At 45.1% G+C, this 26,541-nt stretch carries 23 protein-coding genes and 1 tRNA gene; 6 read left to right on the forward strand and 18 right to left on the reverse strand.

The genetic code is table 11. The annotated features are described in order from the left end of the window. The first annotated feature begins 20 nt into the window (after positions 1–20). Positions 21–497 carry a gluconokinase gene (locus tag FCL46_RS20505; RefSeq protein WP_217909478.1) on the forward strand — a complete coding sequence of 159 codons (477 nt, stop codon included), beginning with the start codon at positions 21–23 and terminating at the stop codon, positions 495–497. Positions 498–806: 309 nt separating this feature from the next. Beyond that, the gene (gnd, locus tag FCL46_RS20510; RefSeq protein WP_136805982.1) at positions 807–2,255 is read left to right on the forward strand and encodes a decarboxylating NADP(+)-dependent phosphogluconate dehydrogenase; all 1,449 of its coding nucleotides are present in this window, start codon (positions 807–809) and stop codon (positions 2,253–2,255) included. Positions 2,256–2,733: 478 nt separating this feature from the next. On the opposite strand, the gene FCL46_RS20515 is transcribed toward gnd, so the two are convergent. The 4 genes from FCL46_RS20515 to FCL46_RS20530 form a co-directional block, all read right to left on the reverse strand. Continuing rightward, a tRNA-Met gene (locus tag FCL46_RS20515) sits at positions 2,734–2,810 on the reverse strand. Positions 2,811–2,961: 151 nt separating this feature from the next. After that, positions 2,962–4,617 carry a chaperonin GroEL gene (gene groL / locus FCL46_RS20520; RefSeq protein WP_136805983.1) on the reverse strand — a complete coding sequence of 552 codons (1,656 nt, stop codon included), beginning with the start codon at positions 4,615–4,617 and terminating at the stop codon, positions 2,962–2,964. 67 nt (positions 4,618–4,684) lie between these two features. Then, positions 4,685–4,972: a co-chaperone GroES gene (gene groES / locus FCL46_RS20525; protein ID WP_136805984.1), complete on the reverse strand. Its 288-nt coding sequence runs from the start codon at positions 4,970–4,972 to the stop codon at positions 4,685–4,687. A 246-nt stretch (positions 4,973–5,218) separates the two neighbouring features. Beyond that, complete coding sequence (locus tag FCL46_RS20530; protein WP_136805985.1) at positions 5,219–6,301, reverse strand: branched-chain amino acid aminotransferase; 1,083 nt, start codon at positions 6,299–6,301, stop codon at positions 5,219–5,221. 378 nt (positions 6,302–6,679) lie between these two features. Here FCL46_RS20530 and FCL46_RS20535 point away from each other — a divergent pair, with 378 nt between their 5' ends. Then, complete coding sequence (locus tag FCL46_RS20535; protein ID WP_228723260.1) at positions 6,680–7,777, forward strand: AI-2E family transporter; 1,098 nt, start codon at positions 6,680–6,682, stop codon at positions 7,775–7,777. A gap of 66 nt (positions 7,778–7,843) precedes the next feature. Here FCL46_RS20535 and FCL46_RS20540 read toward each other — a convergent pair whose 3' ends face one another. Then, positions 7,844–9,382 carry a sensor histidine kinase gene (locus FCL46_RS20540; RefSeq protein WP_136805986.1) on the reverse strand — a complete coding sequence of 513 codons (1,539 nt, stop codon included), beginning with the start codon at positions 9,380–9,382 and terminating at the stop codon, positions 7,844–7,846. 201 nt (positions 9,383–9,583) lie between these two features. Here FCL46_RS20540 and amaB point away from each other — a divergent pair, with 201 nt between their 5' ends. Continuing rightward, positions 9,584–11,119 (forward strand): L-piperidine-6-carboxylate dehydrogenase, encoded by a 1,536-nt coding sequence (amaB, locus tag FCL46_RS20545; protein ID WP_136805987.1) that lies wholly within the window; start codon positions 9,584–9,586, stop codon positions 11,117–11,119. A 24-nt stretch (positions 11,120–11,143) separates the two neighbouring features. Here the strand turns inward: amaB and FCL46_RS20550 are convergent, their stop codons facing one another. The 5 genes from FCL46_RS20550 to uvsE all read right to left on the reverse strand — a co-directional run bounded on the left by FCL46_RS20550 (position 11,144) and on the right by uvsE (position 15,409). Continuing rightward, complete coding sequence (locus tag FCL46_RS20550) at positions 11,144–11,410, reverse strand: hypothetical protein (RefSeq protein WP_136805988.1); 267 nt, start codon at positions 11,408–11,410, stop codon at positions 11,144–11,146. Between the two features lie 171 nt (positions 11,411–11,581). Further along, positions 11,582–12,901: a putative sensor domain DACNV-containing protein gene (locus FCL46_RS20555; protein ID WP_136805989.1), complete on the reverse strand. Its 1,320-nt coding sequence runs from the start codon at positions 12,899–12,901 to the stop codon at positions 11,582–11,584. 204 nt (positions 12,902–13,105) lie between these two features. Further along, on the reverse strand, positions 13,106–13,522 hold the full coding sequence (locus tag FCL46_RS20560; protein ID WP_136805990.1) for a DUF2177 family protein: 417 nt from the start codon (positions 13,520–13,522) through the stop codon (positions 13,106–13,108). Between the two features lie 4 nt (positions 13,523–13,526). After that, positions 13,527–14,315 (reverse strand): DUF1295 domain-containing protein, encoded by a 789-nt coding sequence (locus tag FCL46_RS20565; protein WP_136805991.1) that lies wholly within the window; start codon positions 14,313–14,315, stop codon positions 13,527–13,529. Between the two features lie 170 nt (positions 14,316–14,485). Then, entirely contained in the window at positions 14,486–15,409 is a 924-nt protein-coding gene (gene uvsE, locus FCL46_RS20570) for a UV DNA damage repair endonuclease UvsE (protein ID WP_136805992.1), read from the reverse strand. Between the two features lie 186 nt (positions 15,410–15,595). Between uvsE and FCL46_RS20575 the strand changes: the two genes are divergently transcribed. Further along, positions 15,596–16,450: a helix-turn-helix transcriptional regulator gene (locus FCL46_RS20575; RefSeq protein ID WP_136805993.1), complete on the forward strand. Its 855-nt coding sequence runs from the start codon at positions 15,596–15,598 to the stop codon at positions 16,448–16,450. Between the two features lie 152 nt (positions 16,451–16,602). Beyond that, on the forward strand, positions 16,603–18,207 hold the full coding sequence (locus FCL46_RS20580) for a protein adenylyltransferase SelO (protein ID WP_136805994.1): 1,605 nt from the start codon (positions 16,603–16,605) through the stop codon (positions 18,205–18,207). A 54-nt stretch (positions 18,208–18,261) separates the two neighbouring features. On the opposite strand, the gene FCL46_RS20585 is transcribed toward FCL46_RS20580, so the two are convergent. The 8 genes from FCL46_RS20585 to FCL46_RS20620 form a co-directional block, all read right to left on the reverse strand. After that, positions 18,262–19,176, reverse strand: a complete 915-nt coding sequence (locus FCL46_RS20585; RefSeq protein WP_136805995.1) for an AEC family transporter — start codon at positions 19,174–19,176, stop codon at positions 18,262–18,264. A 31-nt stretch (positions 19,177–19,207) separates the two neighbouring features. After that, positions 19,208–19,669 (reverse strand): Lrp/AsnC family transcriptional regulator, encoded by a 462-nt coding sequence (locus tag FCL46_RS20590; RefSeq protein ID WP_136805996.1) that lies wholly within the window; start codon positions 19,667–19,669, stop codon positions 19,208–19,210. A 317-nt stretch (positions 19,670–19,986) separates the two neighbouring features. Then, positions 19,987–20,229 (reverse strand): hypothetical protein, encoded by a 243-nt coding sequence (locus FCL46_RS20595; RefSeq protein ID WP_136805997.1) that lies wholly within the window; start codon positions 20,227–20,229, stop codon positions 19,987–19,989. Between the two features lie 116 nt (positions 20,230–20,345). Continuing rightward, positions 20,346–21,251, reverse strand: coding sequence for a DMT family transporter (locus FCL46_RS20600; protein ID WP_167505771.1), 906 nt, complete (start codon positions 21,249–21,251; stop codon positions 20,346–20,348). 395 nt (positions 21,252–21,646) lie between these two features. After that, the gene (locus FCL46_RS20605; protein WP_136805999.1) at positions 21,647–23,287 is read right to left on the reverse strand and encodes a response regulator; all 1,641 of its coding nucleotides are present in this window, start codon (positions 23,285–23,287) and stop codon (positions 21,647–21,649) included. Positions 23,288–23,567: 280 nt separating this feature from the next. Continuing rightward, on the reverse strand, positions 23,568–23,972 hold the full coding sequence (locus FCL46_RS20610; RefSeq protein WP_167505772.1) for a response regulator: 405 nt from the start codon (positions 23,970–23,972) through the stop codon (positions 23,568–23,570). 68 nt (positions 23,973–24,040) lie between these two features. After that, on the reverse strand, positions 24,041–25,438 hold the full coding sequence (locus FCL46_RS20615) for a tryptophanase (RefSeq protein ID WP_136806001.1): 1,398 nt from the start codon (positions 25,436–25,438) through the stop codon (positions 24,041–24,043). A 174-nt stretch (positions 25,439–25,612) separates the two neighbouring features. Next, positions 25,613–26,461, reverse strand: a complete 849-nt coding sequence (locus FCL46_RS20620) for a rhomboid family intramembrane serine protease (RefSeq protein WP_136806002.1) — start codon at positions 26,459–26,461, stop codon at positions 25,613–25,615. Positions 26,462–26,541: the final 80 nt, after the last annotated feature.

The raw sequence follows: 26,541 nt of genomic DNA on the forward strand, positions 1-26,541 counted from the left end.
TCCGGTAAATGATGGTAATAGTGCTCACAGGCCCAATGGGGTGCGGGAAAACCACTATCGGAAAGCTTCTCGCAAACCGCCTTGGTTGGCGGTTTGCCGATGGAGATGATTTTCACCCCCCTGCCAATATTGCGAAAATGAAGGCAGGATTACCTCTTGGCGATGAAGACCGATATCCATGGCTGCATATTCTTCATGCTGCTATTGAGAAAGCAGTATCAGACAACGACAATCTTATCCTTGCCTGTTCTGCCTTGAAGCAGGAATACAGGAAACTGCTTGGTATTAACCAGCAATCTGTAATTTCGGTCTATTTACAGGGCAGCCCGGAACTGCTTCGTGAACGGATTGAAACCCGTACACATCTGTATATGGATAAAGGCCTGCTTGAAAGCCAGTTAAACACACTAGAAGAACCAACGAGCGGTTTGATTGTCAGTATTGCTGATAGCCCAGAGGCCATAGTCGATTCAATTATCTACAGCATATCAGCCTGAATTGCTCACCATTGCGAGCAAACCACGCATTTAAGCCGTTTGTTTATGCAGTAACGCCTCACTCCTCACCCCTCCTCTCCTCTCGCCTCACTTTCTGTTGCTGAGGGCTGAGACTGACGGCAATATAACTAACTGGTGCCTGAACGAAAACCTGCAATTTTTTTCAAGTTCAAGGCGGCCGATAATTTTAACCAGAGGAATACACAAAGTATTTTAAGGATTAGAATTTGAGACCTACGAAGAAATTGGGAAAATTGGCGGTTTTAGGTCGGACACTAACTACAATACTAGAGGCATAAAGAGACACAAATGAAACATACAATAGGGGTGGCAGGCCTTGCCGTAATGGGTGAAAACCTTGTGTTGAACATGGCATCAAAAGGCTTTTCCGTTGCTGTGTATAACAGGACATACGAAAAGACAGAGCGATTTCTTTCTGGCCGCGCTGAAGGAAAAGAAATCACAGGTTTTCAGGAGATTAAGGATTTTGTGCAGTCCCTTGAATCTCCACGAAAAATACTGATGATGCTCAAAGCCGGCAACCCTGTCGATCAGTTCATTGAGCAGTTGCTCCCGCATCTCGAAAAAGGTGACATTGTCATTGACGGCGGCAACTCAAATTATCACGACACTATCCGCCGACAGAACTATCTTGAGGAAAAAGGATTACGTTTTATAGGAACAGGTGTTTCCGGCGGTGAAGAAGGTGCACTTAAAGGACCTTCCATTATGCCGGGTGGTTCCCTGGAAGCATGGCCTTTTATCGAGCCTGTCTTTACTGCTGCAGCAGCAAAAGTTGAGGATGGTTCCTCATGTTGTGCCTGGATGGGGCCTGGTGGTGCGGGACATTTCGTTAAAATGGTCCATAACGGTATCGAATATGGCGATATGCAACTTATCTGCGAAGCGTACCATTTCATGAAGGTCATTCTTCAAATGAGTCCAGATGAGATCCACTCGGTGTTTGTCCGTTGGAATGAAGGTGAGCTCAGCAGCTACCTGATTGAGATTACAGCCGACATAACGGCTTATCTCGACACAGATGGCAATCCCTTAGTCGATAAAATCCTTGATGCCGCAGGACAAAAAGGCACAGGCAAGTGGACCGTGAATGCAGCTCTTGATTTCGGTGTTCCTCTCTCATTGATAAGTGAGTCGGTATTTGGCCGCTGTCTTTCAAGTTTCAAGGATCTTCGCGTTGCAGCCTCAGAACAGATTCAAGGGAAGGTGTCTGCCTTTGAAGGTAACAAAGAGGAGATACTGAAAGATTTGGGCAGCGCATTATATGGGGCAAAAATCATTTCTTATACCCAAGGATTTGGACTACTCCAAGCCGCTTCAGAAGAGCTTGGCTGGGATCTGAATTATGCCGACATAGCGCGCATCTGGAGAGGTGGATGTATTATCAGGTCTGTCTTCCTCGACAGAATTGCCGACGCTTATACCAAAGATATGAAACTTGCTAATATGCTTTTGGACCCGTATTTCAATACGACGGTGACAGGTGCCCAGGCAAGTTTGAGACGAGTTATTGTTGCAGCGGTTATGGCGGGAGTACCGATGCCTTGTCATAGTGCAGGGATTAACTATCTTGACGGCCTACGCACTGCATATCTTCCTGCAAACCTTCTACAGGCACAGCGAGATTACTTTGGGGCGCATATGTATGAGCGGATTGATAAAGCCCGCGGAGAATGGTTCCACACCAACTGGACCGGAACTGGTGGTGATACAACCTCTACTGCCTACAGCAAATAACACTATCGATAATAAGCAATAGGCGATCAACTGGAGAAACAACACATTCTTTGCCCTATATCATCTTAAGAAATTTCTCCACCTCAGTATGTATTGAGCCTATTACCAAACTCGAAAAATCGATTCTGCCCAGGAGATCTCGTTCACCAGGCGCCGTACACGCTATTTCTTATCATACGATTTCCATCTTCGGACTCCCATACACTGCGTAGTGACCCGGAGATGGAATAAACCCGACTACAAATCAATAGTCCACCACCAGTTAAAGAAAATCGATCAATACAACATCTCACCAGCTTCCCATCCGAAAGATAGCAGATCTCCCGCAGCGACCACATCCGGCATGCAAGATGATAGCATTACAAGCTGCTTACACTCAGCCTTAATCCCCAAGTCCTCAACAACAAAAAAAGCCCGTTACGATAAATCGTAACGGGCTTTATATCTAAACGCCGTATAAATACTGGCGGTATCAACTTGGTGGCGATGCAGGGAATTGAACCCCGGACACTACGGATATGAGCCGTATGCTCTAACCATCTGAGCTACATCGCCGTCCAACGAGGCGGCAAATTACTGTAATCGGCCTTCTCTGTCAACATTTTTTTACTACTTTTTTTACAAAATGACAAAAGGCCTCTTTCGAGACCTTTTGTCGTCCCTTCAAGGGATGAACGGAGCAACTCCGAACAGACGGAAAATCAGATTACATCATTCCGCCCATGCCGCCCATTCCACCCATGCCGCCCATGCCACCCATAGGTGGCATACCGCCGCCATCGCTATCTTCTGGTGAATCAGCAATTACGCATTCGGTGGTCAACAGCATACCTGAAACGGAAGCTGCGTTCTGGAGTGCAGTACGGGTAACTTTTGCAGGATCAATAACACCGGCAGCAATGAGGTCTTCATACTGCTCTGTTGCAGCGTTGAATCCCATAGCTCCTGTCATTTCTTTCACATGCTCTACGATCACAGAACCTTCACGGCCAGCGTTGGAAGCAATCTGACGTACAGGCTCTTCGAGTGCACGAAGAAGAATGTTCTTACCAAGACCCTGCTCACCCACAAGCTCAAGAGCTTCAAGAGCTTTGAGGCAACGGATATATGCAACACCACCACCAGGAACAACACCTTCCTCTACAGCTGCGCGGGTAGAGTTCAGAGCATCTTCAACACGTGCCTTCTTCTCTTTCATCTCAACTTCGGTAGCTGCACCAACATTAATTACAGCAACACCGCCGATAAGCTTAGCAAGACGCTCCTGGAGCTTCTCACGATCATAATCAGAGGTGGTATCTTCGGTCTGAGTGCGGATCTGCTTAACACGCGCTTCGAGCTTAGCAGGATCGCCAGCACCGTCAACGATGGTGGTATTATCTTTATCGATAACAACACGCTTAGCGGTTCCGAGGTCGTTTACAGTAACGTTCTCAAGCTTGATGCCGAGGTCTTCGGTGATAACCTGTCCACCGGTGAGGATTGCGATATCTTCGAGCATTGCTTTTCTACGATCGCCAAAGCCTGGAGCTTTAACTGCAGCAACATTCAAGGTACCACGAAGCTTGTTTACAACGAGAGTCGCAAGTGCTTCGCCATCAACATCTTCAGCGATAATGAAAAGGCCTTTACCCATCTTGGCAACTGACTCAAGACATGGAAGAAGATCTTTCATGTTGGAAACTTTTTTCTCAACAAGAAGGATGTATGGGTCTTCCATAGAAACTTCCATACGATCCGGATCTGTTACGAAATATGGAGAGAGGTAACCGCGGTCAAACTGCATACCCTCAACAACGTCCAGAGTGGTCTCCATGGACTTTGCTTCTTCAACGGTGATAACACCTTCTTTACCAACTTTGTCCATAGCCTCGGCAATGATATTACCGATGGTCTCGTCGCTGTTAGCAGAAATGGTACCAACCTGAGCGATCTCTTTCTGCTCTTTGGTAGGGGTAGCAATTTTAGCAAGCTCGCCGATGACAACTTCAACACCTTTGTCGATTCCGCGCTTGATTTCCATTGGGTTGCCACCTGCTGCTACAAGCTTAACACCTTCGGTGTAGATAGCCTGAGCAAGAACGGTTGCAGTAGTAGTACCGTCACCGGCAACGTCAGATGTCTTGGAAGCAACTTCCTTAACCATCTGTGCGCCCATGTTTTCGAACTTGTCTTTGATTTCGATCTCTTTAGCAACAGTCACACCATCTTTAGTGATGGTAGGTGCGCCGAAAGATTTTTCAATCAGAACGTTACGACCCTTTGGTCCGAGGGTAACTTTAACTGCATTGGCAAGAGTATTAACACCCTCGAGAATTGACTCACGGGCTTTAACACCATACTTAATGTCTTTTCCAGCCATTATTAGATTCTCCCTTTATATATTCTCCCGCACATGGCGGTAGCAAGAAGTAAGATTTTTACTACAATTATTCTACAACACCAAGAATGTCGTCTTCGCGCATGATGAGGAAATCGTCACCATCAAGCTTCACATCGGTACCACCATATTTGGAAAAGAGTACACGATCACCTGCCTGCACCTGAAGTGCTACACGCTCACCTTTATCGTTAAGTTTTCCTGGTCCAACTGCTACGACTTCGCCCTCAGCCGGCTTCTCTTTAGCACTGTCAGGGATGATGATACCACCAGATGTTGTCGTTTCTTCTTCCAGTCTCTTGACCAAAAGACGATCGTTCAATGGACGAATTTTCATACTTCCTCCTAGCTATTTTGTGTTGTGTGTTATTTATCGAACGGGCCCATTGAATTGTTGTATATGGTTCCCCAATTCGTTATTTTCGCCCGTTTTTCGGGCGGGTATCATAAACTCGGCAAAACAGTAAGCGTGGAAAATTAAAAATCAAGGCCATATCTCAAAAAAAACAACACGACTTCTACTATTATAACCACAACAAGCAACAGCCCGAGTTTACAACAATTTATATTAAACGTGAAATAATCAACCGACCCTTACAACCCAATTAAACGGGTCTTCAGCCTGACCGGCCTGGATACTCTGCAACTCATCAAAAAGACGCTGTGACAGCTCACCGGTTACGCCATTGTTGATCAAGTAAGATTCTTCTTTAAAGTACAGTTCACCAACAGGTGAAATTACCGCAGCCGTGCCGGTACCAAAGGCTTCAGTCAGACTGCCGTCACGAATCGCGGATAAAACCTCATCAATAGTGATCTTACGTTCAACAGTTTTAACACCCCATTTTTCAGTCAGCTGCAACACTGAATTTCGGGTAATACCTCCGAGAATTGACCCTTCCAGGGGAGGAGTGATCAGTTCGTCGCCAATCTTGAAGAAAATATTACTGGTACCCACCTCTTCAATATATTTGTGTTCACAGGCATCCAGCCAGAGAACCTGGGTATACCCCTTTTTCTTAGCCATCTCAGACGTATAAAGTGATGCAGCATAGTTTCCGGCAGTTTTTACGTGACCAACACCACCTTTTACAGCACGCACATGCTCATCACTTACAAATATCTTTGTAGGATTAAATCCTTCAGAATAATACGCTCCGACAGGACTCAATATGATGAAGAAATAATATTCTTTAGATGGCCGAACTCCGAGGAACGGTTCGGTACCTATCATTGTCGGACGAATATAGAGAGTGGCGCCTTCTGAAGTGGGTATCCAGTCTTTTTCTAAATATAGAAGACCTTTCAGGGATTTCATAACTTTGTCGACAGGAAGACGCGGCATACACATTCGTACCGCTGAAGAGTTCATGCGTTCAATGTTATCTTCAGGCCTAAAGAGATAAACCTGTCCATCCTTACCTTTATAGGCTTTCAATCCTTCAAAAATTGCCTGTCCGTAATGAAAAACGACTGAAGCGGGATCGAGCACGAAGTTCTGGTAGGGACAGATCTTGGCATCATGCCAGCCCAGTTCCTGATTCCACTTCATCAGAAACATATGATCAGTAAAGTGCTGACCAAAGCCCAGACTGTCCTGAGCCGGCTTAACCTTCCGTTGATCCTCAGATATTTTTTCCAATGTAACTTCAAGATCTTCCCACATTATACCATTCTCCTAGCCTGCACTTATTTTTCTTTTCTAAATTACCGAGAGGATATATACTTTCGGAGCAATTGGGGACTAAACACGATGCACCGCGATAAATGCGATAAATGCGATAAATGCGATAAATGCGATAAACATTCACGATAACTCAGTTGTCTTACCTATTGCAACAGTAATTCATACCTTTACAAAGGGGCGCTTAAAAATTAGCATTATATCTACGAACATATACCTGCACGCGTAATTATTCAAAGCAGCTTTAAACTAACTTTTTTACAACTGAAATTACGACGATATTGCAAAAGACGCCATCGAATTCTAGCATTCCACTGTAATACTGAACTATCAAATCGTCACACCACGAGCAATAATCGTATGAGCAACAATCCACAAACACAGATCAACGCAGGTGCTACTCCCAGCCCCATGCGAATTAAGTATTTTTTACTGGTATTCCTTATATCATTATTCTTTCTTGGTAAGGTACTGTGGCCGTTCTGGTCCATCCTGGTACTGTCATTCCTGCTCACCAACCTTTTCAGGCCTATTTATCTGTTTTTCACACGATGGACATCTGAAAATATGGCTTCGGTGCTCACCTGCCTGCTGATTATCGCTATTGTCTTCATTCCGCTTATCTTTTTTATAGGTTCGCTCACAGGTGAAGCGCTAAGTCTCTACAACTGGGGCAGAGACAGCCAGGTCGGGACGAAAGTGCAGCAATATCTTCAGGAAAGTGAACAGGTAGTGAGGTTACAGATATATCTGGCCGATTTTGGTTTTGATTTTAAACCAACAGCCATAATCGACTTCTTTTCCTACGTGGCCAAAAAGAGCGGGCTTTTGCTGTATAACCAGGCAAGCGGCTGGGCAGCAAATATCATGCAGTTTGTTTTTTCATTCTGTATGATGATTCTCGTGATCTTCTTCCTGCTGATTGATCAACCCAAACTTATGGAATACATCATTCGCCTCTCGCCTCTGCCAGACGACGAAGACCGGCTATTACTAAGAAAATTTGAACAGATTGCCAATGCGATATTAAAAGGCAATGGTATCTGTGGACTTATACAGGGAATATGCGCAGGCGTGATGTTTTCAATCATGGGGCTCAACTCACCCTTGCTCTGGGGTTGTATTATGGCGATACTCGCGTTTCTACCTATTTTCGGTATAGGTCTCGTCATGATCCCGACTGCACTGTTCCTTGCTATTAACGACAGTGTCGGATCAGGCGTATTCCTTTTTGTTTTTTATCTGGTCCTGTCTTTCTCTATGGAATACCTGGTAAAACCCAAGATGGTTGGAAGCCAGGTTAAGATGCACACCTTACTGGTGTTCCTTTCTATTATTGGCGGGCTGAGTGTATACGGTGTATTGGGAATTATTTATGGTCCACTTATTGTGACAATGTTCCTTACTCTTTCAGAGATTTATTTAAAGAAATATGACCCGCATATACAACGGATCTAGGCTACCAAACTAGTCCAGGAATTTTGGTCAAAATAGAGCCATTTTCAAATAATGATAACTATCATGTTATGTAATCGGCAAGATAACTGAAAAGCGCGCACCGCCCAGCGGTGCCTTTTCAACCTTTACCATTCCACCATAGTGATCCACTATCTTTTTGACACTATAGAGCCCCACTCCGGTTCCGCATTTACTCCCCGGAGCTTGATAATACTCTTCAAATATTCTTTGTCTGTACGATTCATCAACACCGCAGCCGTCATCATCGACGGTCAGCCTGATGCTCTGGTTGTTGCTGCCCAAACTAATTTCTACCCGTGACGATGCATACTTACCTGCATTACCAATAAGGTTCTCCAGCACGGATCTGATTTTACTGATATCTCCTGAATAGAGGATTTCCCCCGAACTTGTATACTCATCTATTTCTTTGTCATTTAAAACAAGGGTGACAGCATTAGTTTTAAAAGCATGTCTGCAACTTACACTCACTGAGTGAAGCAGCTCCTCTATATCGAAAGGTTCTTTATCAAAACTGAACGATGACCGTTTCTGCCTCAAGGCTTCAGAAGTTTTTTCAATCACTGTCGCCAGTTTTGTTGTCGATTCATGAAGCTCCTGTAGATATCTGTTCAATTTACTTCTATCGAGTTCCTTCTTGTTGATAAGTAACCTTGAAAATCCGATTATCGGTACAAGCGGGCCTTTTAAATCATGAATAAGCACTGAAATAAACCGCTCTCTCTGCTCATTCATTTCCCCTGTCCGCCACTCGATCAGTTCTTCCAAATGATATCTATATTTTTCGAGTTCTTCCTCATTAGCGTCGAGTTTTTCCACCATCCTGTTTATATGGGTCGCTAATCGTCCAATTTCGTCCTGTTGGTCCAGTTCTATTCTCGTGGAAAAATCTCCATTTGCTATAGAATCCACTTTCCCTGTAATTTCCCGCAACGGGCTAACAATACTGGCAGTAATTGCAGCTACCGAAAACAACCCGGCACCGATGGCCAGGATATTAATCATTGCCATAACCGATTTGGTTTTCTCGTAATTATATAAAGCCCTTTCCATTGTCTCTTCAGCGAGATGCTGCTCTACTGCAACCAGGGCATCGAGGTTATCAAGCAATCCCCACTGATGACTTCGCACTTCAGCCTTAAGAATCTCCATACCCTGGCGTGGACTGGCACCATTTTCAGCTGCGGCAATCGTTCGCCATAAACCAAATGTTACCTCCCCAATTTCTACCACAGAATTTATAATTGTATTTTCTTCTTCAATCTGTTCCTGCTTGGTAAGCTTTTCCAGTAATGAGAGATAGGTAGTGGCACTATCTTCGAAGCGCTTTCTTTCAAGATCCTTTGCGTCGGGTTCTGTTACCAGAAGAACATTACGAACAATTACGGCACTGTTGCGTGCCTGAAAACGCAATTCCTGTGCAATCTGAAGCCGTTGATAGTGTTTGCCTACAATATCATCAAGACTTTTTCTGATACTGTTGAGTCCCTTCATCTCCACAACTGCCAATACCAGCATCATTAACAAAATTACTCCTACAACAAAGCCGATTCGGGTCGCGATACGATAACGATGTAATAACATGTTCTCTACTTGGCCAATTCTCAGATATAATATGTTAGATTATTACGGTGAACCGCAGCAGGTCTTTTCTTTATTAGAAATCAGTTCTACAGCTGCCGGAATATAAGGAAAATGCCTAACTCGCGCATCTTGACTCTGGACATAACTGATGCGATACTAATGTATAACATATAACCAATAGAACTTGCCAGCGAGGTCAAAATGAAATTTCTCAAAGAACTCAGCCTGGAGTCACCTTTATCATCAGTTTCCACAGGTAAAGACTGGAAAACTGCCAAAACGACTAATCTCCTCAAACCATTTTCACCGGTAGATGGCTCGCATTATCTTGAGATCCCTTTGGCTACATCCGAGCAATATACAGAAGTCGTTGCTACTGCTAAAGACGCGTTTATTTACTGGCGTTCTCTACCTGCCCCACGGCGGGGAGAAATAGTCAGGCAAATAGGTGAAAAGGTTCGGCTATACAAACAGCCGCTCGGACATTTAATAAGCTACGAAACCGGCAAACCCCTTCAGGAAGGATTAGGAGAAGTCCAGGAGATGATAGACGTCTGTGACTTCGCCGTCGGCCAGTCGAGAATGCTCTATGGCATGACCACCGTTTCAGAACGACCACAACATAAGCTCTATGAGCAATACCACCCACTCGGCATTGTCGGGGTAATTACCGCCTTCAATTTCCCCCTCGCAGTCTACGGCTGGAACACTATGCTTGCTGCAATCTGTGGTGATGTCGTCATCTGGAAACCTTCCTCTAAAGTACCCGGGACAGCTATCGCACTACAAAAAATCATTGGAGAGGTTTGCCTGGAAAATAATCTGCCCGAAGGAATTTTTAATCTGATCATCGGCAACAGAGATGAAGTAGGCAACTCGATGCTTGAAGATACGTCAATTCCGCTGATCTCATTTACCGGTTCTGTTGCCTCCGGCAAGCATGCTGCAGAAGTGGTATCGCGCCGACTCGGCCGAACCATCCTTGAACTTGGGGGTAATAACGCAATAATCATAGCACCGAGCGCAGATTTAAAAATCGCCATTCCTGCTGTGGTCTTCGGTGCTGTCGGCACCACCGGACAACGATGCACCACCACCCGAAGACTGATTATCCACGATTCAATATATGACACGGTTGTAAAAAAATTACGCACAGCCTATGAAAGCCTGAATATCGGCAATCCACTTAACGAGATCAACCATATCGGTCCACTCATAGATTTGCAGAGTGTCCACGACTATCGTGAAGCAGTCGAGGCTATTACCGCACAGGACGGTGAAATTATTTATGGAGGAAATGTACTCTTTGGTCCGAATTACGAATCAGGCTGTTATGTCGAACCAACACTTGCTGCAGTTCAACCAAACTGTCTGATCGTCCAGGAAGAAACCTTTGCGCCGATTCTTTACCTGCTTCGCTATTCAGGTAGTGTCGATGAGGCAATCGCCATTCAGAATGGCGTACGTCAGGGCTTGTCCTCATCAATATTCACAACCGATATGCGTGAATCTGAAATGTTTTTATCAACAGTCGGTTCTGACTGTGGAATTGCAAACGTGAATATCGGTACTTCAGGAGCTGAAATCGGTGGTGCTTTTGGAGGTGAAAAAGAGACGGGAGGCGGCAGGGAATCGGGATCTGATTCATGGAAAGGCTATATGCGGCGGCAGACCGTTACGGTTAATTACGGAAGCGAGCTGCCACTTGCCCAAGGGATCAATTTCGATCTTTCCTGATTGTACTGGAAGTTCTCTCTCGGGCTATTTTTTCCCATTCTTTTCAAGATCACCTCGGCGCTCTTCCGCCTTGGGGAGAAAATAGCCTCCAAGCATTATCAACAGCTTGAGAGTCAGGCCGAAGGCAACAACGGTTGCCACCAGGCACCACAGCGCCTGCACCAGGGATATTTCACCGGTATGGATAAATTCGATGAGCGGCTGAAAAACATCGGTAACAGCAATAACTGCAACAACTGCAAGCAAAGCAGATCCGACGATAATTGGAGTAACAGCAGTACGTTTTTTCATTCTATCTATGCACCATAAATCTCTATCCACTATTTCCCTTGAGGGATAGTGGTAAAAAAAGCGAGAGTATATCACGCCTCCAGCCCGCGGACAACCGCAATATTCAGTTCATCCTATAGAAGTAAACAGCATGCCCGGTTGCCCAGGAGGCTGTTAACCAACTCAATAACATTACAATGCAAAATCTATTGGAATCACATCCCAGTACAACACCGTATCATCTCCCCAGGTTACTGCTCTCACCTTGCCATCCTGAGATACAACAATTCCAAGTACATTATGGAATTTTTTGCAGAGATAATAACATGATCGATGACGTGTACCCACGCTCTCGATACGCTCAATCTGCCGACTCATCCCTTCAGGGTCCAGAGCTTTGGACACATGCTGCCCCATCTCATAATTCCCCTGAATGATTCCACCAAAACCAATTAGCTCAGGTGCTTCAGTGGTTACAACGGCACCGTCAACGCCAGTTAAACGAGCGACGAATCGTGCATATTTAAATACCTGCTCATCGAGTTGTGACAACCTCTTCCCCTGCAGCGCAACGTAATCTTTCCAGCCCGCAACATAATCATGGCCGTACAATCTGCCGCAGATTGTCGCAAGCGCCTGCATTATTTCAAGAACAAGTGTTTTCAACTGAACATTTGCTCCGTTCTCTGCAAATCTGTATTTAATGGATATGTGGGGATTGTCTTTTGAAATGATATTTTCCATACCGGCTGGAAAGGACAATATCGTTCCTCCATGCCCTGAACGACGAACAGTGCTAATCACATGTTTGAAAAATTCCAGGTAGAGCTTACCCACAAAAGATGGGTCTATCCTTGCCCATTCATTTTTCACCATTAAAGGATTCTGGGCATGCTCTGCAGCAAGCTGGCTCTGGATCTTTGAAAAACGCTCTTTCATCCAGTCCGCCTGAAACACGTTAATGGAAGGAGCGATAATTTTGCCACCGGTCAGCTGTACAAGAATTTCAAGCCCACGAAAAACAGTCAGTCTTCCGGCTCCGACAACATTTATCCCGAGTGCCACCGGTAATGGAGCAGCCTGCTTGCTTCCACCGTGTATAACCTGAGTCCAGCGGGAACCAGAATGGATTACACCCCATATCTGCAGCCCTTCATTCTCTCTGAAACGTATACCAACCAAAGAGTTGTTGAAATTGATTGAAGGAACAAGCTTGAGCAATTCATAGGTATTATAGGGGCGCGGCTCGGCAAGTTTAAGAATAAACAGTCCCTGCTGCTCTCCTTCCTTAGAACGAAAATGCTCAGCTTCAGCAAGAATTAACCTGAACCTGATATCCCGGCTCTCCTCCTGCATTTGGCTTACCTGATAGCAGGTGGATAGCAATTCTTCCAGTACCTTATTACTGGGTAACGGTAACGGGCCGGCATCATTGGGGTCTCGCGTACCCATGGGTCTATGCCATTTTTCCAGTAATTGGACAACCAGATCCTGAGGATATTTATGAACCATAAGAGAGAAAACTCATCAGTTACGTTAAGGCTATAAGGGAATAACACTCGCATAAGATACACATTACGTATAATACTTTTAGGATACGACACTTTTGTAGTAGATGGAATATATTAAGGAAAAATTACTGAAAATTTATGTTTATGACTCAAAGAGAATGTAGAAAAGAACGTTCCCAGTCCTGCCATGAAACCTGCAGGTTCCTCAAACAGAAACATAACGATAAATCTTAACTGCGCAAAGTGCCGCTATGCTGTTTAAGAAACCTCCCCAGCAAACATCAACCACAGCTAATTTCAAACTGTAACCGTCCAGCAAAGCATAGTTGGTCATATCGAATACTCCATAGAGAACCAGTCCGTACAAAAGACCATAGCCAAGAGCAGACATAATCTGATTCCTTTCGGGTACCAGTGGTAACACGAAAACAACTATACCAAGTGGAATAATGAGATAAACAATCACAGCAGCCCATACTACAGGCGCAAAACCGTCACCACCAATACGGGCCAGAGCTCCCAGTTCCTCAACATAAAAAGGCCCCATAAGCAGTCCCAGCCAGATATAATCAATCACAAACAAAACAGGCAGCAAAATAAGATATGTCTTGAGCTTCGCCATGACCTCAATCCTCCTTCGTATTTGTACGTGGCGGTAAGGGGATAAACGAACTCGTCATTTTTTTGTACCGCTGGTATTTCTCGCTATCTTTATAGCGCTTCTCTATGAGCGGAATTCCCGACACTTTCAGAATAAGAAAGGTAATAACAAGAGGACCGATTGCCGTATACGAGCCACCCGGAACTGAGAGTGCGATACAATAAAGCCCCCACCACATCACTACTTCACCGAAATAGTTGGGATGACGACTGTATCGCCATAATCCACTCTGGAGAATTTGGCCTCGATTATATCTTTTATGCTTGAAGGAATCCAACTGATAGTCGGCGACAGACTCGATAACAAATCCTGTAAGCCACAATAATACGCCCAGAACATCTAGAACAAAGATATCTCCCGCATGCTGCCTGCCAATCACATAAAGGACTGGTGTAAGAATCACGAACATCAGGAAAGCCTGAAATAGAAAAACCTGAAAATAACTGCGGAGGGCAAAAGAGCGGCCCCACGCCTCCCGCAACGCACGATATCTGAAATCTTCAGGTTTACCTCTGTTCTTTAAGAATATCCGTGTGGATAACCTGCTTCCCCAGACAATTACCATAAAGCTCATAGCCACGGAACGTAACGTCACATGATCAATTGTACAGAGTGAGGTCAGCACAATTATTACACAACCTGCTCCCCAAAGTACATCAGCGATATCCTGGCGTTTGATAGCCAGAGAGACCAGATACCACAATGTTACGAAAAAAAAGAGTACCGCTGCATCAACATAAAGCATGTAGACCATTTTCTTCTCCTGTGAAAAGGTACAGCTTTATTCTATCAGCGCAGTCCTTGGAGTCAAAAATGAAAAAATATCTCTGTGATGCAATTGGTATATCTCTACAGATTTTTCAGGTGAAAAGAGCTGATATAGTAGAAAGCTCAACAATGGCAGAGGTGGTATACACTGCAAATTCAGGCAACCCGGGCAAGACGCGCCAGCTCCTGTTGGAGTTGTGACACCGCAAGCTCCTTAGCTTTAGCTTCTATTTCTATTGTTACCTCAAGATCCTTCCACGACTCCGGCATATCATCTGGATTTATATAATCATGGTGAGATCGTATATCGTTGCCACTCCACCCGTATTTAGGGCTGGAAAGGTGAAATAATGGTTCTCTGTCCCATGTTTTTCGAGCGAGCCCTGTGACATCATCAATAGACAATTCATCTTTCAGGCATCGATGATGATGCACATCATACACGAGGGGGATGCCCATTTTTTCACATACAGGAAACAGGTCCATCGGCGAATACACCCTGTCATCATTCTCCAAAGCCAGCCTTGAGCGGACAGCATAAGGGAGTCGATCTATGTTTTCCATTACACGACCCAGAGCACCGGCTTTATCACCATAAGCACCGCCACCGTGCAGTGTAATAACATCAGCACCTATCAATTCTGCCACTTCGGCGTGATAGATCAACTCTTCTATGGATTTTTCAGTCACCTGCTCACGCGGTGATGATAGCAAAGTGAATTGATCTGGGTGAAAAGTAAGACGAATGTTGTGTTTTCTGGCAAAGCCTCTGCTTGTCTCAAACAAATCCATGATCAGCGCATAGTCTGGAAGATCTGTCAGGGCGTAGTGTAACTTCGGATGAGTTTTTAACGGCAGCATCCTCGAATTTACCCGGAAACATCCAATACCGTTCATAGCACAATAGTCGATTGCCCGTACCAGCGAAGAAGCATTATGCAATACGGTTACCGAGATTTGCTCCAACCTGTTTTCTTTATCAAGGCGTTCGATGTATGTGGCCTGACGAGATTTAAACGTTATGTCTTCGTCCCGAAAAATACAGCACAGTCCCAATCGGTTTCGCTTCCCATTATACATCTATATCCTCCGCTTTATGTTTGACCAGCTTCAACATTGCCAGCTTCCTGTTCAACCTATTTTTAGACGATTTTTCCTATGTTCATTACGTTAAGCAGTGCAAGGCAGACAGCAATTGGTAAGAAATAGCTGGAAAATGATAGCAACAACTACTATTGTTTAGATACAACCAGCTGGAGGAATACTATGAAGACACCGGATATGTATAAAGTCATTCTTAACTCTTTAGATACCCATGTAGCTGTACTTGATGGCGAGGGATACATCCTCGAAACAAATGCAGCCTGGCAGAATTTTGCCCGAGATAACGGGATGCAGGGCGCGATTGACTGTGTGGGGATGAACTATCTGCACATATGCGACCAGAGTAAAGGCACAGACATAACCGTTACCACTATCGGCACAGCAATCCGTGGTGTTATTGACGGTACAGTCTCGGAATATTCAACTCAATATCCCTGCCATTCGCCAACCGAAAAACGCTGGTATTCGCTCAAAGTGCTTCCATACAGATCAGCCGGGCAGCAACGAGTTATTATCACACATGAAAATATCACCGACATGATCCTCATCCAGGAGGAACTCAGAGCAAAAGAAGAACTTCTTTCACACAAGGCTGAAAAACTCGAAGAAACTAATATCGCGATGAAAGTATTACTCGATCATCGAAATCGTGATCGCCAGGAACTTGAAAATCGCTTTCTTGCCAATATTCGTGAACTTGTTCTTCCCTATCTCGAAAAACTTAAAACAGCTCGATTGCAGCAACGCGAAAAAGCTTTGCTATCCATCATGGAAGAACATCTTAATGATATCAGCAGCCCTTTTCTTAACCGCCTTTCCTCCCTGCATCTTATGCTTACCCCGCAAGAGCTTGAAGTAGCGCTCCTGGTTCGTCAGGGAAAAAGCAGTCAGGAAATCAGTGACGTACTCAATATCGCGGTCGCCACAGTCAGTTTTCACAGAAAAAAACTTCGCAACAAACTCGGTCTCGAGAGTCGTACTCAAAACCTCAGGACCTACCTGCTCTCATTGCAATAACAGTATTGATGAGAAATCGCAGGAGGCCCGTCCAGGAGGGTGTCACTCCTTATACCGTCTCATTCCCTTGTCTCTCAATAAAGTATGATTAACCTGTGACAATAGTTATCAGTACCACCATGATCACTACCTAATCAATTTTGCAGAGAGCTATGACTAAAAACACACCTGAATTCCCCCTTGCCAAATTGCATTTCGACAATGCTTTCACCCGTGAATTACCCGCTGATCCACTGCTTGAAAACATGCGTCGTCAGGTAACCGGTTCATGCTACTCACGGGTTAAACCGACAAAAGTCGCTCAACCTTCACTCATCGCCTATGCGCGTGAAGTAGCTGATCTACTTGACCTTGATAAAGATAGCTGTATGTCTGAACTTTTCACAGAGGTATTTTCCGGCAACAGCATACTGACGGGTATGGACCCTTTCGCAATGTGTTACGGCGGCCACCAGTTTGGTAACTGGGCCGGTCAACTTGGTGACGGGCGTGCAATCAATCTTGGTGAAATAGTTAACAGCAGAGATGAACGCTGGGTTCTCCAGCTTAAAGGTGCTGGGCCAACCCCCTATTCCAGACGTGCAGACGGCTTAGCTGTACTACGTTCATCTGTAAGAGAATTTCTCTGTAGCGAGGCAATGTATCATCTCGGTGTCCCGACAACGCGCGCCCTCAGTCTCATTGATACTGGCGAACCGGTACTTCGTGATATGTTTTACGATGGACACCCTGAAGAAGAACCGGGAGCAATTGTCTGCAGAGTTGCGCCGTCATTTCTCCGCTTTGGTAATTACGAAATTCTTGCCTCGCGTGGTGATAAAGAACTTCTGAAACGACTGGCGGATTATACAATCAAAACCGATTTTCCCCACCTCGACCAAACCGCCGAAGATATATATCTACAATGGTTTTCAGAAGTGTGCAGTAGAACAGCTCGACTCATTGTCCACTGGATGCGAGTTGGTTTTGTACATGGTGTAATGAACACCGACAACATGTCGATACTTGGCTTAACTATCGACTACGGACCATACGGCTGGCTTGAAGATTATGATCCGGAATGGACACCAAATACCACAGACAGTGTCGGCAAACGTTACGCTTTCAGCAATCAGGGACTCATAGCTCAGTGGAATCTGGTCCAACTCGCCAACACCCTGTATCCGCTCATCAACGATGCCACAGCCCTTCAGTCTACGCTCGACAATGCGTATACCCGAGAATTCACATCAGGTTGGAAAACCATGATGGCAAATAAAATAGGGTTAGACAGGTTTATTGACGAATCAGACACCCACCTCATTAAAGAACTGACGGATATTCTACAGGAAGCCGAAACTGACATGACGATATTTTTCAGGCAACTGGCAAAACTTGATATCTCGGAAACACTCGACATAAGCCAAGTGCCCGAGCAGCTCATTCAAGCCTATTACCGTCCTGAGCAACTGACACCGGTATACCTCAACCGCCTGCATAAGTGGTTCAAGGATTACAGACACCGCTTTCAAGCGGGGAGCATAACAAACTCAGCACGGACCGCCCTGATGGATCGTACCAATCCTAAATATGTCTTACGCAATTATCTCGCTCAGGAGGCTATAGACAAAGCGGCAAATGGCGACAACTCAGGAGTCCATGAATTACTGGAATTGTTGCGAAGACCATACGACGAACAACCGGAAATGGAAAAACAGTATTATCGTAAACGCCCGGAATGGGCACGCCATAAACCGGGATGCTCAATGCTATCCTGAAGTTCCTGACTTACGGCGCAGGCTGCGCCGAATAGAATAAAACGAGCTGAAAATCTATAAAAGCAGCACTATTGAGAGCGGAACAAACGATAACAGGGTTGAGAGTACAATCGACGATGATGCCAGTTCAGTATCACTGTTGAGTTGTGATGAAAGTACATAAATGGCTGTCGAAGCAGGCAGACTGAGAAAAATCATCCCGACTTTAAACGGTATCCCGTCAATACCGGCCAGTGTATATGCCACATATCCAGCGCCGGGCAAAAGCATCAGCTTCAGAAATGCTGCTGCAAATGCATTGAAAAAATGGAGCTGTACTCCGGCAAATGTGAGTGAACCACCAATGGAAATGAGAGCCATCGGCAGGGTAACCATTGAGAGCAACTGCAAAGAATTATTTAGAAATGCCGGAAATTCACCAAAAGCCCGTGAATACAACAACCCGGATGCACATCCAATTATCAGCGGATTTGCGGCAAGTGCCCTCACCAGCATCTTTACCCGCCTGGCCATCGAGAGCTCTTCCCCCGAGAACCAGATAAGCGTTGATACTGCGTAGATGTTAACCATTGGAATGGCAAGACCGATAAGAATGCCGAAAATGGCAATCCCCTGCTCACCAAGGCTGTTTAAGATAACAGCCACCCCTATATACGTATTAAAACGGTAACAACTCTGTGAAAATGAACCTGCCTGAAAACTGTGAACAGGGAGAAACCGAATGACTAATGCGCTGACCACAAACATGAAAATCAGCACGGCCAGGGTGACGAGGCAGAAACTCCAGTTAATGTCTGCGCCGTAGGGCGCACCACCTATTTTCCAAAACAGCATCACCGGAAAAAAAATGTAATAAACGAGCCTGTCCGATTGCTGCAGAAAAGAGGTGTCAGTAAACCCACGCGCTCTCAACAGGACTCCGAGAACAATCAATATAAATACTGGAAATAATGAATTAAGTATTATCAAAGTTCTCGTAGTCCGATGTCATTCACTCGTCTCAATCCTCATCTAAAGGTAAAACTGTTGTACTTTTAATCGTTTCCAGCACAAATGACGTGCGGATATTCTGAATACCGGGGATTGCTGTAAGTTTCTCATTGATAAACGTGGTGTAGCTCGGCATATCTCTTACAGCGACCTTCATGAGAAAATCCACATCACCCGTCAGCTGGTAGCACTCCTGAACTTCCTCAAGATCAAGGAGCTTCCCTTTAACATTGGGTAACGATATAATTTCACTCAGACTCACTGATATAATTATTATAGCCAACAGACCAAACCCTGCCTTTTCGCGGTCTATCAGTGCAGCATACTGACGAATCATACCTGAAGCTTCCAAACGCTTCACCCTCTCCAGCATGGCGGGTGGTGAGATACCTATCTCTGCAGCCAGTTTCGAATTGGTTATACGCCCCTGTTGCTGCAATATATTCAGTATTTTCCTATCTGTTTTATCCATATATTTTCCCTTCAATTAACTAACATGAAGCTGTGGCGCCCAATTGAGCAGAACTATTGTATTGAATTTTATTCATACTTCCAAGCAAAATACTTAATTAAATTTAGCAACTTTCACCTAAACCCAACAGATACGATTAATCACCTATTGACAGCAGCCTAATTAAATAATACAAATACACATTGCAAGCTAACTTTAAAAGCACCATCTCGCCCCCGCCGACATATTGTTAAATTGTATGCATTTTCCAATGTAGTTCTTTGCGGTGTCAGAATCAGCCGTTTACATTTGTCGCTTATGACCGATATTAAGTTCGGTCACATGTCCGGTGCTAATATACTCATTGGTGTTGCAGTGCATATAAGCCAGCCGTTTTTGTATCCATGGGCGAGCCTGGCAAACGTGCCGTTGATAATAATGTAGTGCTCTTCTTCCTCTTGATAGTCCCTGCCATTGGTATTTCTGGCTATCTGAATCAGAATATTCCAAAAGGTTCTGAAACAGGGTCCGGGTATATCGGCAGTAAGATTATCCTCCTCTTGTTCAACTACAATCAACATTGCAGGTTTGCCACGCTCATGGGTACATTTTTTTCTTTGCAGAATCCATGATACAGATGCAAGCCAGTTCTTTTACACCACGACTTCATTTCAACTGGTGGCAACTGCAGAGCCGACTATCTATTAAATTTTTTCCTGGGCATATTCAAAATCAGTAAGCTGAATGCAATAGCAATCATACCCGCAAGTGTTGCTGTGTCCGGTGACTCACCATCCAACAGCAACCAGCTGAGACAGGCACCTGAAAGTGGAATCAAAAACTTCCAGATGTTTAAGTCAGAAACATTAATACCCTCAATTTTTAACAGATTGAACCAAATTGAAAGAGCCAGTGCCGACAAAACGCTTAACCAGGCAAGTGAATAGTAATATTCTGCTGGATAGACAATTGCCACACCGTCCTCGACCAAAAAAGATAACAGCAGCAATAACAAACCACCGACAACGAGTTGAGCGGAGTTTAATACCAGAGGAAAGATATTCGCTGTTCTCTTCGACACCATGAGATTTCCCATGGCTGCGGAAAGATTGGAAAGCAACAGTAAACCGATACCTACCAAAGCCATCCCTCCCTCGACGCTCAATTCACCACGATCAAGAGCAATAACCGCCACGCCCGTCAATCCCATCGCCAGACTTACACCTTTTCGCATTGTCATACGTTCAGCATCTGAGACAAAATGGGCGACAAAAGCTATTATCAAAGGCTGTGTGCCGATAATAATTGCCGCAACGGCACCTGGAAGCAACTGCAGCCCCTGGTAGAAAAGGGTGTAGAGCAACGTAGTCTGTAACACTGCAACCAACAGAACTGTTCGGTAATTGTCTTTAATCTGGCATATATATTTTTCAGGACTACCGCAAAAGGGGAGAACCAGCAAACCGGCGAGCAGAAAGCGAATACCGGCAAAATGGAGGGGAGTCGTATATTGCAAGCCTATCTTTATAGCAGCAAATGCCGAAGACCAGAGCAGGCAGGCAATAATTGCCATAAAAGAAGTATACTTGAATAATCTGACCACAAAGCCTATCCGGGCAGCCATCGATGCTATCGGCGCTGCTGTTTGTCAGCAAAAAATATTTACACAATCCCCAAGCCTCACTCATCACTCATACCATTCGAATGAGAACCAGCCTAAATAGTTCCTTAAATCAACAAAGCTGATGTAATGAAACAATCAGGCAGACTGTGTCTTTCACCTGTCTGCAACGGTCGACTTTGTAACAGAAAGCTCTTCTATTTACAATATCCTTGTCCTAACCTGAATAGATCCTTAGTAGATCATACGATGTCAATAGCTATCAACCGGGATAGCTTCCTATTGGCGACTGCTTTTATCATTACACACTCAGACATCCACTGTGCGAGAAGCTACTCTATTGATAAGGTCTGCACTTTTTCACTTCTTCAAATTTCTTAAATTATCGGAAGTTCGATAGTAAACATCGTACCTTCACCGGGTGTAGTTAATAAACCTAGCGTACCACTATGTTTTTCTTCCACTACCCGACGCGCTATGGCAAGCCCCTGCCCGGTCCCTTCTCCCCGGGCCTTGGTTGTGAAAAACGGCTCAAAGATCTTTTCCCGAAATTCTTCAGGAACCCCTCCACCGGTGTCCTTTATCATAATGCGCACATTGTCCTTGAGCCGCTCACTGGAAATAGTGATAAGCCCGCGCCCTTTAATACCCTGTTCCGTTAGTGAGCCTATTGCATGAGCAGCATTGACAATAAGATTCAGGAATACCTGATTCATTTCACTGGCAAGGCACGAAACTTGAGGCAAATCTTTATCGAAGTTGGTTTCTATATCTGCCACATATTTCCACTCATTCTTACTAATGGTGATCGCATTCTCCAGCAGCACGTTGATATCCACAAGCGATTTTTCGTCGCTTCCCGGATGTGAAAATTCTTTCATTGCCCGAACAATGGCGTTTATTCTCTGAATTCCTTCAAGTGACTGTTCAAGTGTTTTGGGAAGTTCTTCCAGAAGGTAATCAAGGTCAGCGTCTTCTCGTGCTTCATCAATTGCTTTCTGTAACTCCTCCACGTTCACAGTACCGCTGGAAATAATCGAGGTAAACAGCTTTTCATGTTCATCCAAAAGATCAGATAAATCAGTGAAACTGTCCTGGAGAAAATTCATATTATCCATTACGTACTGGACTGGTGTATTTATCTCATGGACAATACCTGAAGCGAGTTGCCCAACAGCCTCAAGCTTTTGTCGTCTGCTTGCTTCACGTTCACTTGTTAACCGTTCTGTCACATCCTCTAAAAGCTCAACGGCAGCGATTATTTTACCCGCTTTGTCCCGAACGGGTGAAGTAAGCATACTGAAATCTTTTTTTCCTTCCGCGGTATAGAGCTGTCTCACCCCCTTGCCGTTTTTACCTTTAAACAATGCCTCCCGGAGAGGGCAGTGCTTACAGGCAGGGGTAATTCCAGGGCTTAAACGTAAATGGTAACAGTCCCCTCCCTCGCGGGGTGCGTTCGGAAACCAGGTGCGCATCTGCTGATTCATTTCAAGCAATTTCATATCCGGTCCGATCATAGCCACGCCGATGGAAAGATTTTCCATGATGACACCGAGCTTTTCCTTCCTGCTCCATGCCTTTTCCTCAAGTTGCCCTTTATACGCCTTCATCTGAATGGCAAGAAAATGGTGCCTCAGAGCATTCTCGACTGTGATGATCAGCATGTCCCGCGTGACAGGCTTTATAATATACCCATACACACCGACATCCATAATCTCACGAGCAAGATCAGGATCGGTAGTAGCCGTGAGCATTACCCGTGCAGTCTCTGGGTGGTTTTCTTTCACATGCTGAATCAGAGAAAGCCCACTCTCATCCGGCATCTTCAAATCTACAAGTACAAGATCAAAGGGCCTGGTTTTCAGTATATCCCGTGCCTCTTTGCAGCTGGAGGCTGTAACACAGTTGTAACCTGACTGTTCAAGCATACGCGCAACCAGGCGCCGGAGAGGACCTTCGTCGTCCACTGCCAGGATCCATATATGCTGCCGGCTTAATTCCAACTGTTCTTTGTCCATACCAGCCCCTTAGGCTTCAGAATCGGCGGCTTCCCTTGAGATGCCGATTTAAGGTAAAATGAGGATATTTGCCACAGAGCTGTCATTTCTTGAGTGGTTTCTGTCCCACACTAACAGTGACATCTTTTCAAGATGTGAATTCTCCACTCTATTCTCTGGCCATTTCTACTATAAACTTTATAGGAAAAGCAGATTGAAGTCAAAATACCAACCAGAGAAAGGGTACATCTACTTATGTTCGCTGCAAAGACATGCAGAGCGTTTGAGTCTGCCTACGACATCATTCTTTTACAAGCCCCAGCCAACGCCTCAGCATCTCATATAGCTCTTCTGTTGTAAACGGCTTACCGAGCGAATCATCCATACCGGCACTCTCCATCTGCACCTGCATATCATCGCTATTATGTCCAGATATTGCAATGATCGGAATGCGGTTCCCCTGTTGCTCCCTACTTCGAATCTTACGGGTAGCTTCAAATCCATCCATTTCCGGCATAAGACAATCCATCAGTATCAGGTCGTATGTCCCGACCTCCCAGCTTTGAACTGCACGTTTGCCATTATCTACAGTGTCAACATTACATCCAAAGAATTCCAGGGTGGCGATAACCACTTCCTGATTCACCACGCTATCTTCAGCCAGGAGAATATCTGCTGATATTTTAGGCAAATTTTTTTTAACCATGTGAAAAGTCTCCTGCCCTACCGGGGCCGTTCTGTTCATATCTAATGACAGGTGTTAGATTCATCGGATCAGCTTGATTCCCGTGGTAAAAATTTTGCAGTAAAATGCCTGAGAACAGGGCTCTGTTCAATAATTGTATAACCAGTAAGACGATCGCGCTGCCCAGCAAGTTCGATGACTATTTCGGCCAGATAATCAACATGGCTCTGGGTATAAACCCGACGTGGGAAAGCCAGTCGGACGAGTTCCTTCGCAGCCGGTTTTTCAGTGCCGTCAGGTTGCAGACCAAACATCACGCTGCCGATCTCTACCCCACGCACTCCCCCCAGCAGATACAATCCGTTTGCAAGGCTCCATGCCGGATATTGATTCCAGGGAATATGGGGCAGCATACTTTTCGCATCAATATAGAGTGCATGCCCACCGGTTGGCTGGATTATCGGTACACCTGCTGCCAGAAGTTTTTCGCCGAGATACTCTATTGAGCGCACACGATATGCAAGATAACGCTCATCCATAGCCTCATAGAGGCCAAGAGCTACAGCTTCCATGTCATAACCAGCCATCCCGCCATACGTTGGAAAACCTTCCATCAGGATCTCAAAGCTCCTGCACTGAGCAGCCAGGATACCGTCATTCATCGCCAGAAAACCACCGATATTAGCCATGCCATCTTTCTTGGCACTCATGGTGCAGCCATCGGCATAACTGAACAGTTCCCTGGCAATTTCTATTACAGGTGTATCTGCATACCCGGCCTCCCGCTCATGAATAAACCAGCAATTTTCTGCAAATCGGCAGGCATCAAGAAAGAAGGGAATATTATGCTCTTTTGCCAGTTCACTCACCCTGCGGATATTCTCCATACTGACCGGCTGTCCACCACCTGAATTATTGGTAACGGTCACCATGATGATAGGTATCGATTCAGCGCCTTCAGTGCGAATAAGATCTGCGAGTTTTTCCAGATCCATATTCCCTTTAAAGGGATGGATAAGCGCAGGATCAGCCGCTTCATCAATCACCAGATCGCGCGCTTCAGCTCCGCAATTTTCCACATGTGCTCTGGTTGTATCAAAATGCGTGTTATTCGGAATTATCTTGCCACTGCCGGCAATACTATGAAAAAGGATATGTTCAGCGCCACGCCCCTGATGAGTAGGCATGACGTGGCTAAAACCGGTTATATCACGAACAGATTTCTCAAAACGATAATATGATCTGGCCCCTGCATACGATTCATCACTGGCAATCATCCCGGCCCACTGCTTTGACGACATCGCACCTGTACCGCTGTCGGTCAGCAGATCGATCAGAATATCTTCAGCTTTTAGCAGGAATGGATTATACCCCGCACTCTCAAGCGCTTTTTCGCGATGTTCAACAGTGGTGAAATCAAGAGGCTCAACAGAACGGATACGAAACGGCTCAATAATAGTGCCAGGAGTATAGGCTTTGAGTTTCATCGTGACCTCTGTGGATAGTAGAGAGGTCATTGTATGCAGCCGACCTCAACGTTGAAAACAAAAGGAAAAACACATCCCTTAATAATTTCTATCACACAGAAGTCGTTACTATCAAATGTCTTTCAGATGGCGCTCCGAAAAGAGCGCCGGAAAATCATACGTCAACAGCAGTAATCACCCACCAAAAAGCAGATATACCGCTATTCTCAAAGTAGAATAGAGCAGCACCAGCCCTGTACAGATAATACAGGCCATACTGATGAATTTATGGCTCATATTTTCTTTCTTACGCTCCTGATAACCAAGCAACAGGCCGCACAATGCTCCAACTGCCATACCGCCGCCATGCCCCCAGTTGTTAATGCCGGGAACCATAAATCCAAAGATAAATATTCCGATAGCCCAACCACTCAACTGGCTATAAACCGCATTGCCATAGGCTCCACCTCGACTTTTACCGTAATACAAAGCAGCACCTATCAAACCGCAAACAGCCGCAGATGCACCGATGGTAAACGCCACTCCGAAAAGTGCCGATATAAGAAACCCACCAATTCCACTCAAGGTATAAATTGAGATAAACCTGCTCGTGCCATACTCTTTTATCAAAAGCGGACCAAGCTGATGCAGAGCAATCATATTAAAAACGATATGCATCAGGCTGCCATGCAGGTAATTGGCCGTAATCAGCGTCCACCACGCTTTGTTGTAGAAAAGAGGAACAGACCCTGTAGAACCAAGTGCCTGTAGAGCCGGGCTGGTTGGTGATAGAAAATTAAACGGACTCCCCCGGAATACCAAACCTCTCGGATCTATCAGAAGAGAAAGGACAAACATCACTACATTGGCAATAAGAATAATCTTCAGTATTCCGGCTCCATCGTTATTGCGCGTGAAGATATTATCCTTCCAGAATGAACCGGGATTATTCAAGCCACAGTACGGGCACGTTGTTGTATTACGACTGATCAGCCTTTGGCAATCAGGGCAAAGAAAAGAGTTTCGTTGTTGAGGAGATGTCATCTGTTTTAATTTGAGATATTAGCGTACAGCTAAAGGATTTTTAATGGTTCTGTTATATACATACGACGTTCGTTCAAGCA

This window comes from Desulfosediminicola flagellatus (genome assembly GCF_005116655.2).
Taxonomy (GTDB): domain Bacteria; phylum Desulfobacterota; class Desulfobulbia; order Desulfobulbales; family Desulfocapsaceae; genus Desulfopila; species Desulfopila flagellata.

What these genes read in the sequence shown, in the direction of transcription:
- uvsE (WP_136805992.1), bottom strand. Translation starts at nt 15,409, where the DNA reads ATGTATAATGGGAAGCGAAACCGATTGGGACTGTGCTGTATTTTTCGG.
- FCL46_RS20610 (WP_167505772.1), bottom strand. Translation starts at nt 23,972, where the DNA reads ATGGTTAAAAAAAATTTGCCTAAAATATCAGCAGATATTCTCCTGGCT.
- FCL46_RS20620 (WP_136806002.1), bottom strand. Translation starts at nt 26,461, where the DNA reads ATGACATCTCCTCAACAACGAAACTCTTTTCTTTGCCCTGATTGCCAA.
- gnd (WP_136805982.1), top strand. Translation starts at nt 807, where the DNA reads ATGAAACATACAATAGGGGTGGCAGGCCTTGCCGTAATGGGTGAAAAC.
- groES (WP_136805984.1), bottom strand. Translation starts at nt 4,972, where the DNA reads ATGAAAATTCGTCCATTGAACGATCGTCTTTTGGTCAAGAGACTGGAA.
- FCL46_RS20555 (WP_136805989.1), bottom strand. Translation starts at nt 12,901, where the DNA reads ATGGTTCATAAATATCCTCAGGATCTGGTTGTCCAATTACTGGAAAAA.
- FCL46_RS20540 (WP_136805986.1), bottom strand. Translation starts at nt 9,382, where the DNA reads ATGTTATTACATCGTTATCGTATCGCGACCCGAATCGGCTTTGTTGTA.
- FCL46_RS20615 (WP_136806001.1), bottom strand. Translation starts at nt 25,438, where the DNA reads ATGAAACTCAAAGCCTATACTCCTGGCACTATTATTGAGCCGTTTCGT.
- FCL46_RS20565 (WP_136805991.1), bottom strand. Translation starts at nt 14,315, where the DNA reads ATGGTCTACATGCTTTATGTTGATGCAGCGGTACTCTTTTTTTTCGTA.
- groL (WP_136805983.1), bottom strand. Translation starts at nt 4,617, where the DNA reads ATGGCTGGAAAAGACATTAAGTATGGTGTTAAAGCCCGTGAGTCAATT.
- FCL46_RS20530 (WP_136805985.1), bottom strand. Translation starts at nt 6,301, where the DNA reads ATGTGGGAAGATCTTGAAGTTACATTGGAAAAAATATCTGAGGATCAA.
- FCL46_RS20575 (WP_136805993.1), top strand. Translation starts at nt 15,596, where the DNA reads ATGAAGACACCGGATATGTATAAAGTCATTCTTAACTCTTTAGATACC.
- FCL46_RS20535 (WP_228723260.1), top strand. Translation starts at nt 6,680, where the DNA reads ATGAGCAACAATCCACAAACACAGATCAACGCAGGTGCTACTCCCAGC.
- FCL46_RS20550 (WP_136805988.1), bottom strand. Translation starts at nt 11,410, where the DNA reads ATGAAAAAACGTACTGCTGTTACTCCAATTATCGTCGGATCTGCTTTG.
- FCL46_RS20595 (WP_136805997.1), bottom strand. Translation starts at nt 20,229, where the DNA reads ATGTTGATTGTAGTTGAACAAGAGGAGGATAATCTTACTGCCGATATA.
- FCL46_RS20580 (WP_136805994.1), top strand. Translation starts at nt 16,603, where the DNA reads ATGACTAAAAACACACCTGAATTCCCCCTTGCCAAATTGCATTTCGAC.
- FCL46_RS20590 (WP_136805996.1), bottom strand. Translation starts at nt 19,669, where the DNA reads ATGGATAAAACAGATAGGAAAATACTGAATATATTGCAGCAACAGGGG.
- FCL46_RS20605 (WP_136805999.1), bottom strand. Translation starts at nt 23,287, where the DNA reads ATGGACAAAGAACAGTTGGAATTAAGCCGGCAGCATATATGGATCCTG.
- FCL46_RS20560 (WP_136805990.1), bottom strand. Translation starts at nt 13,522, where the DNA reads ATGGCGAAGCTCAAGACATATCTTATTTTGCTGCCTGTTTTGTTTGTG.
- amaB (WP_136805987.1), top strand. Translation starts at nt 9,584, where the DNA reads ATGAAATTTCTCAAAGAACTCAGCCTGGAGTCACCTTTATCATCAGTT.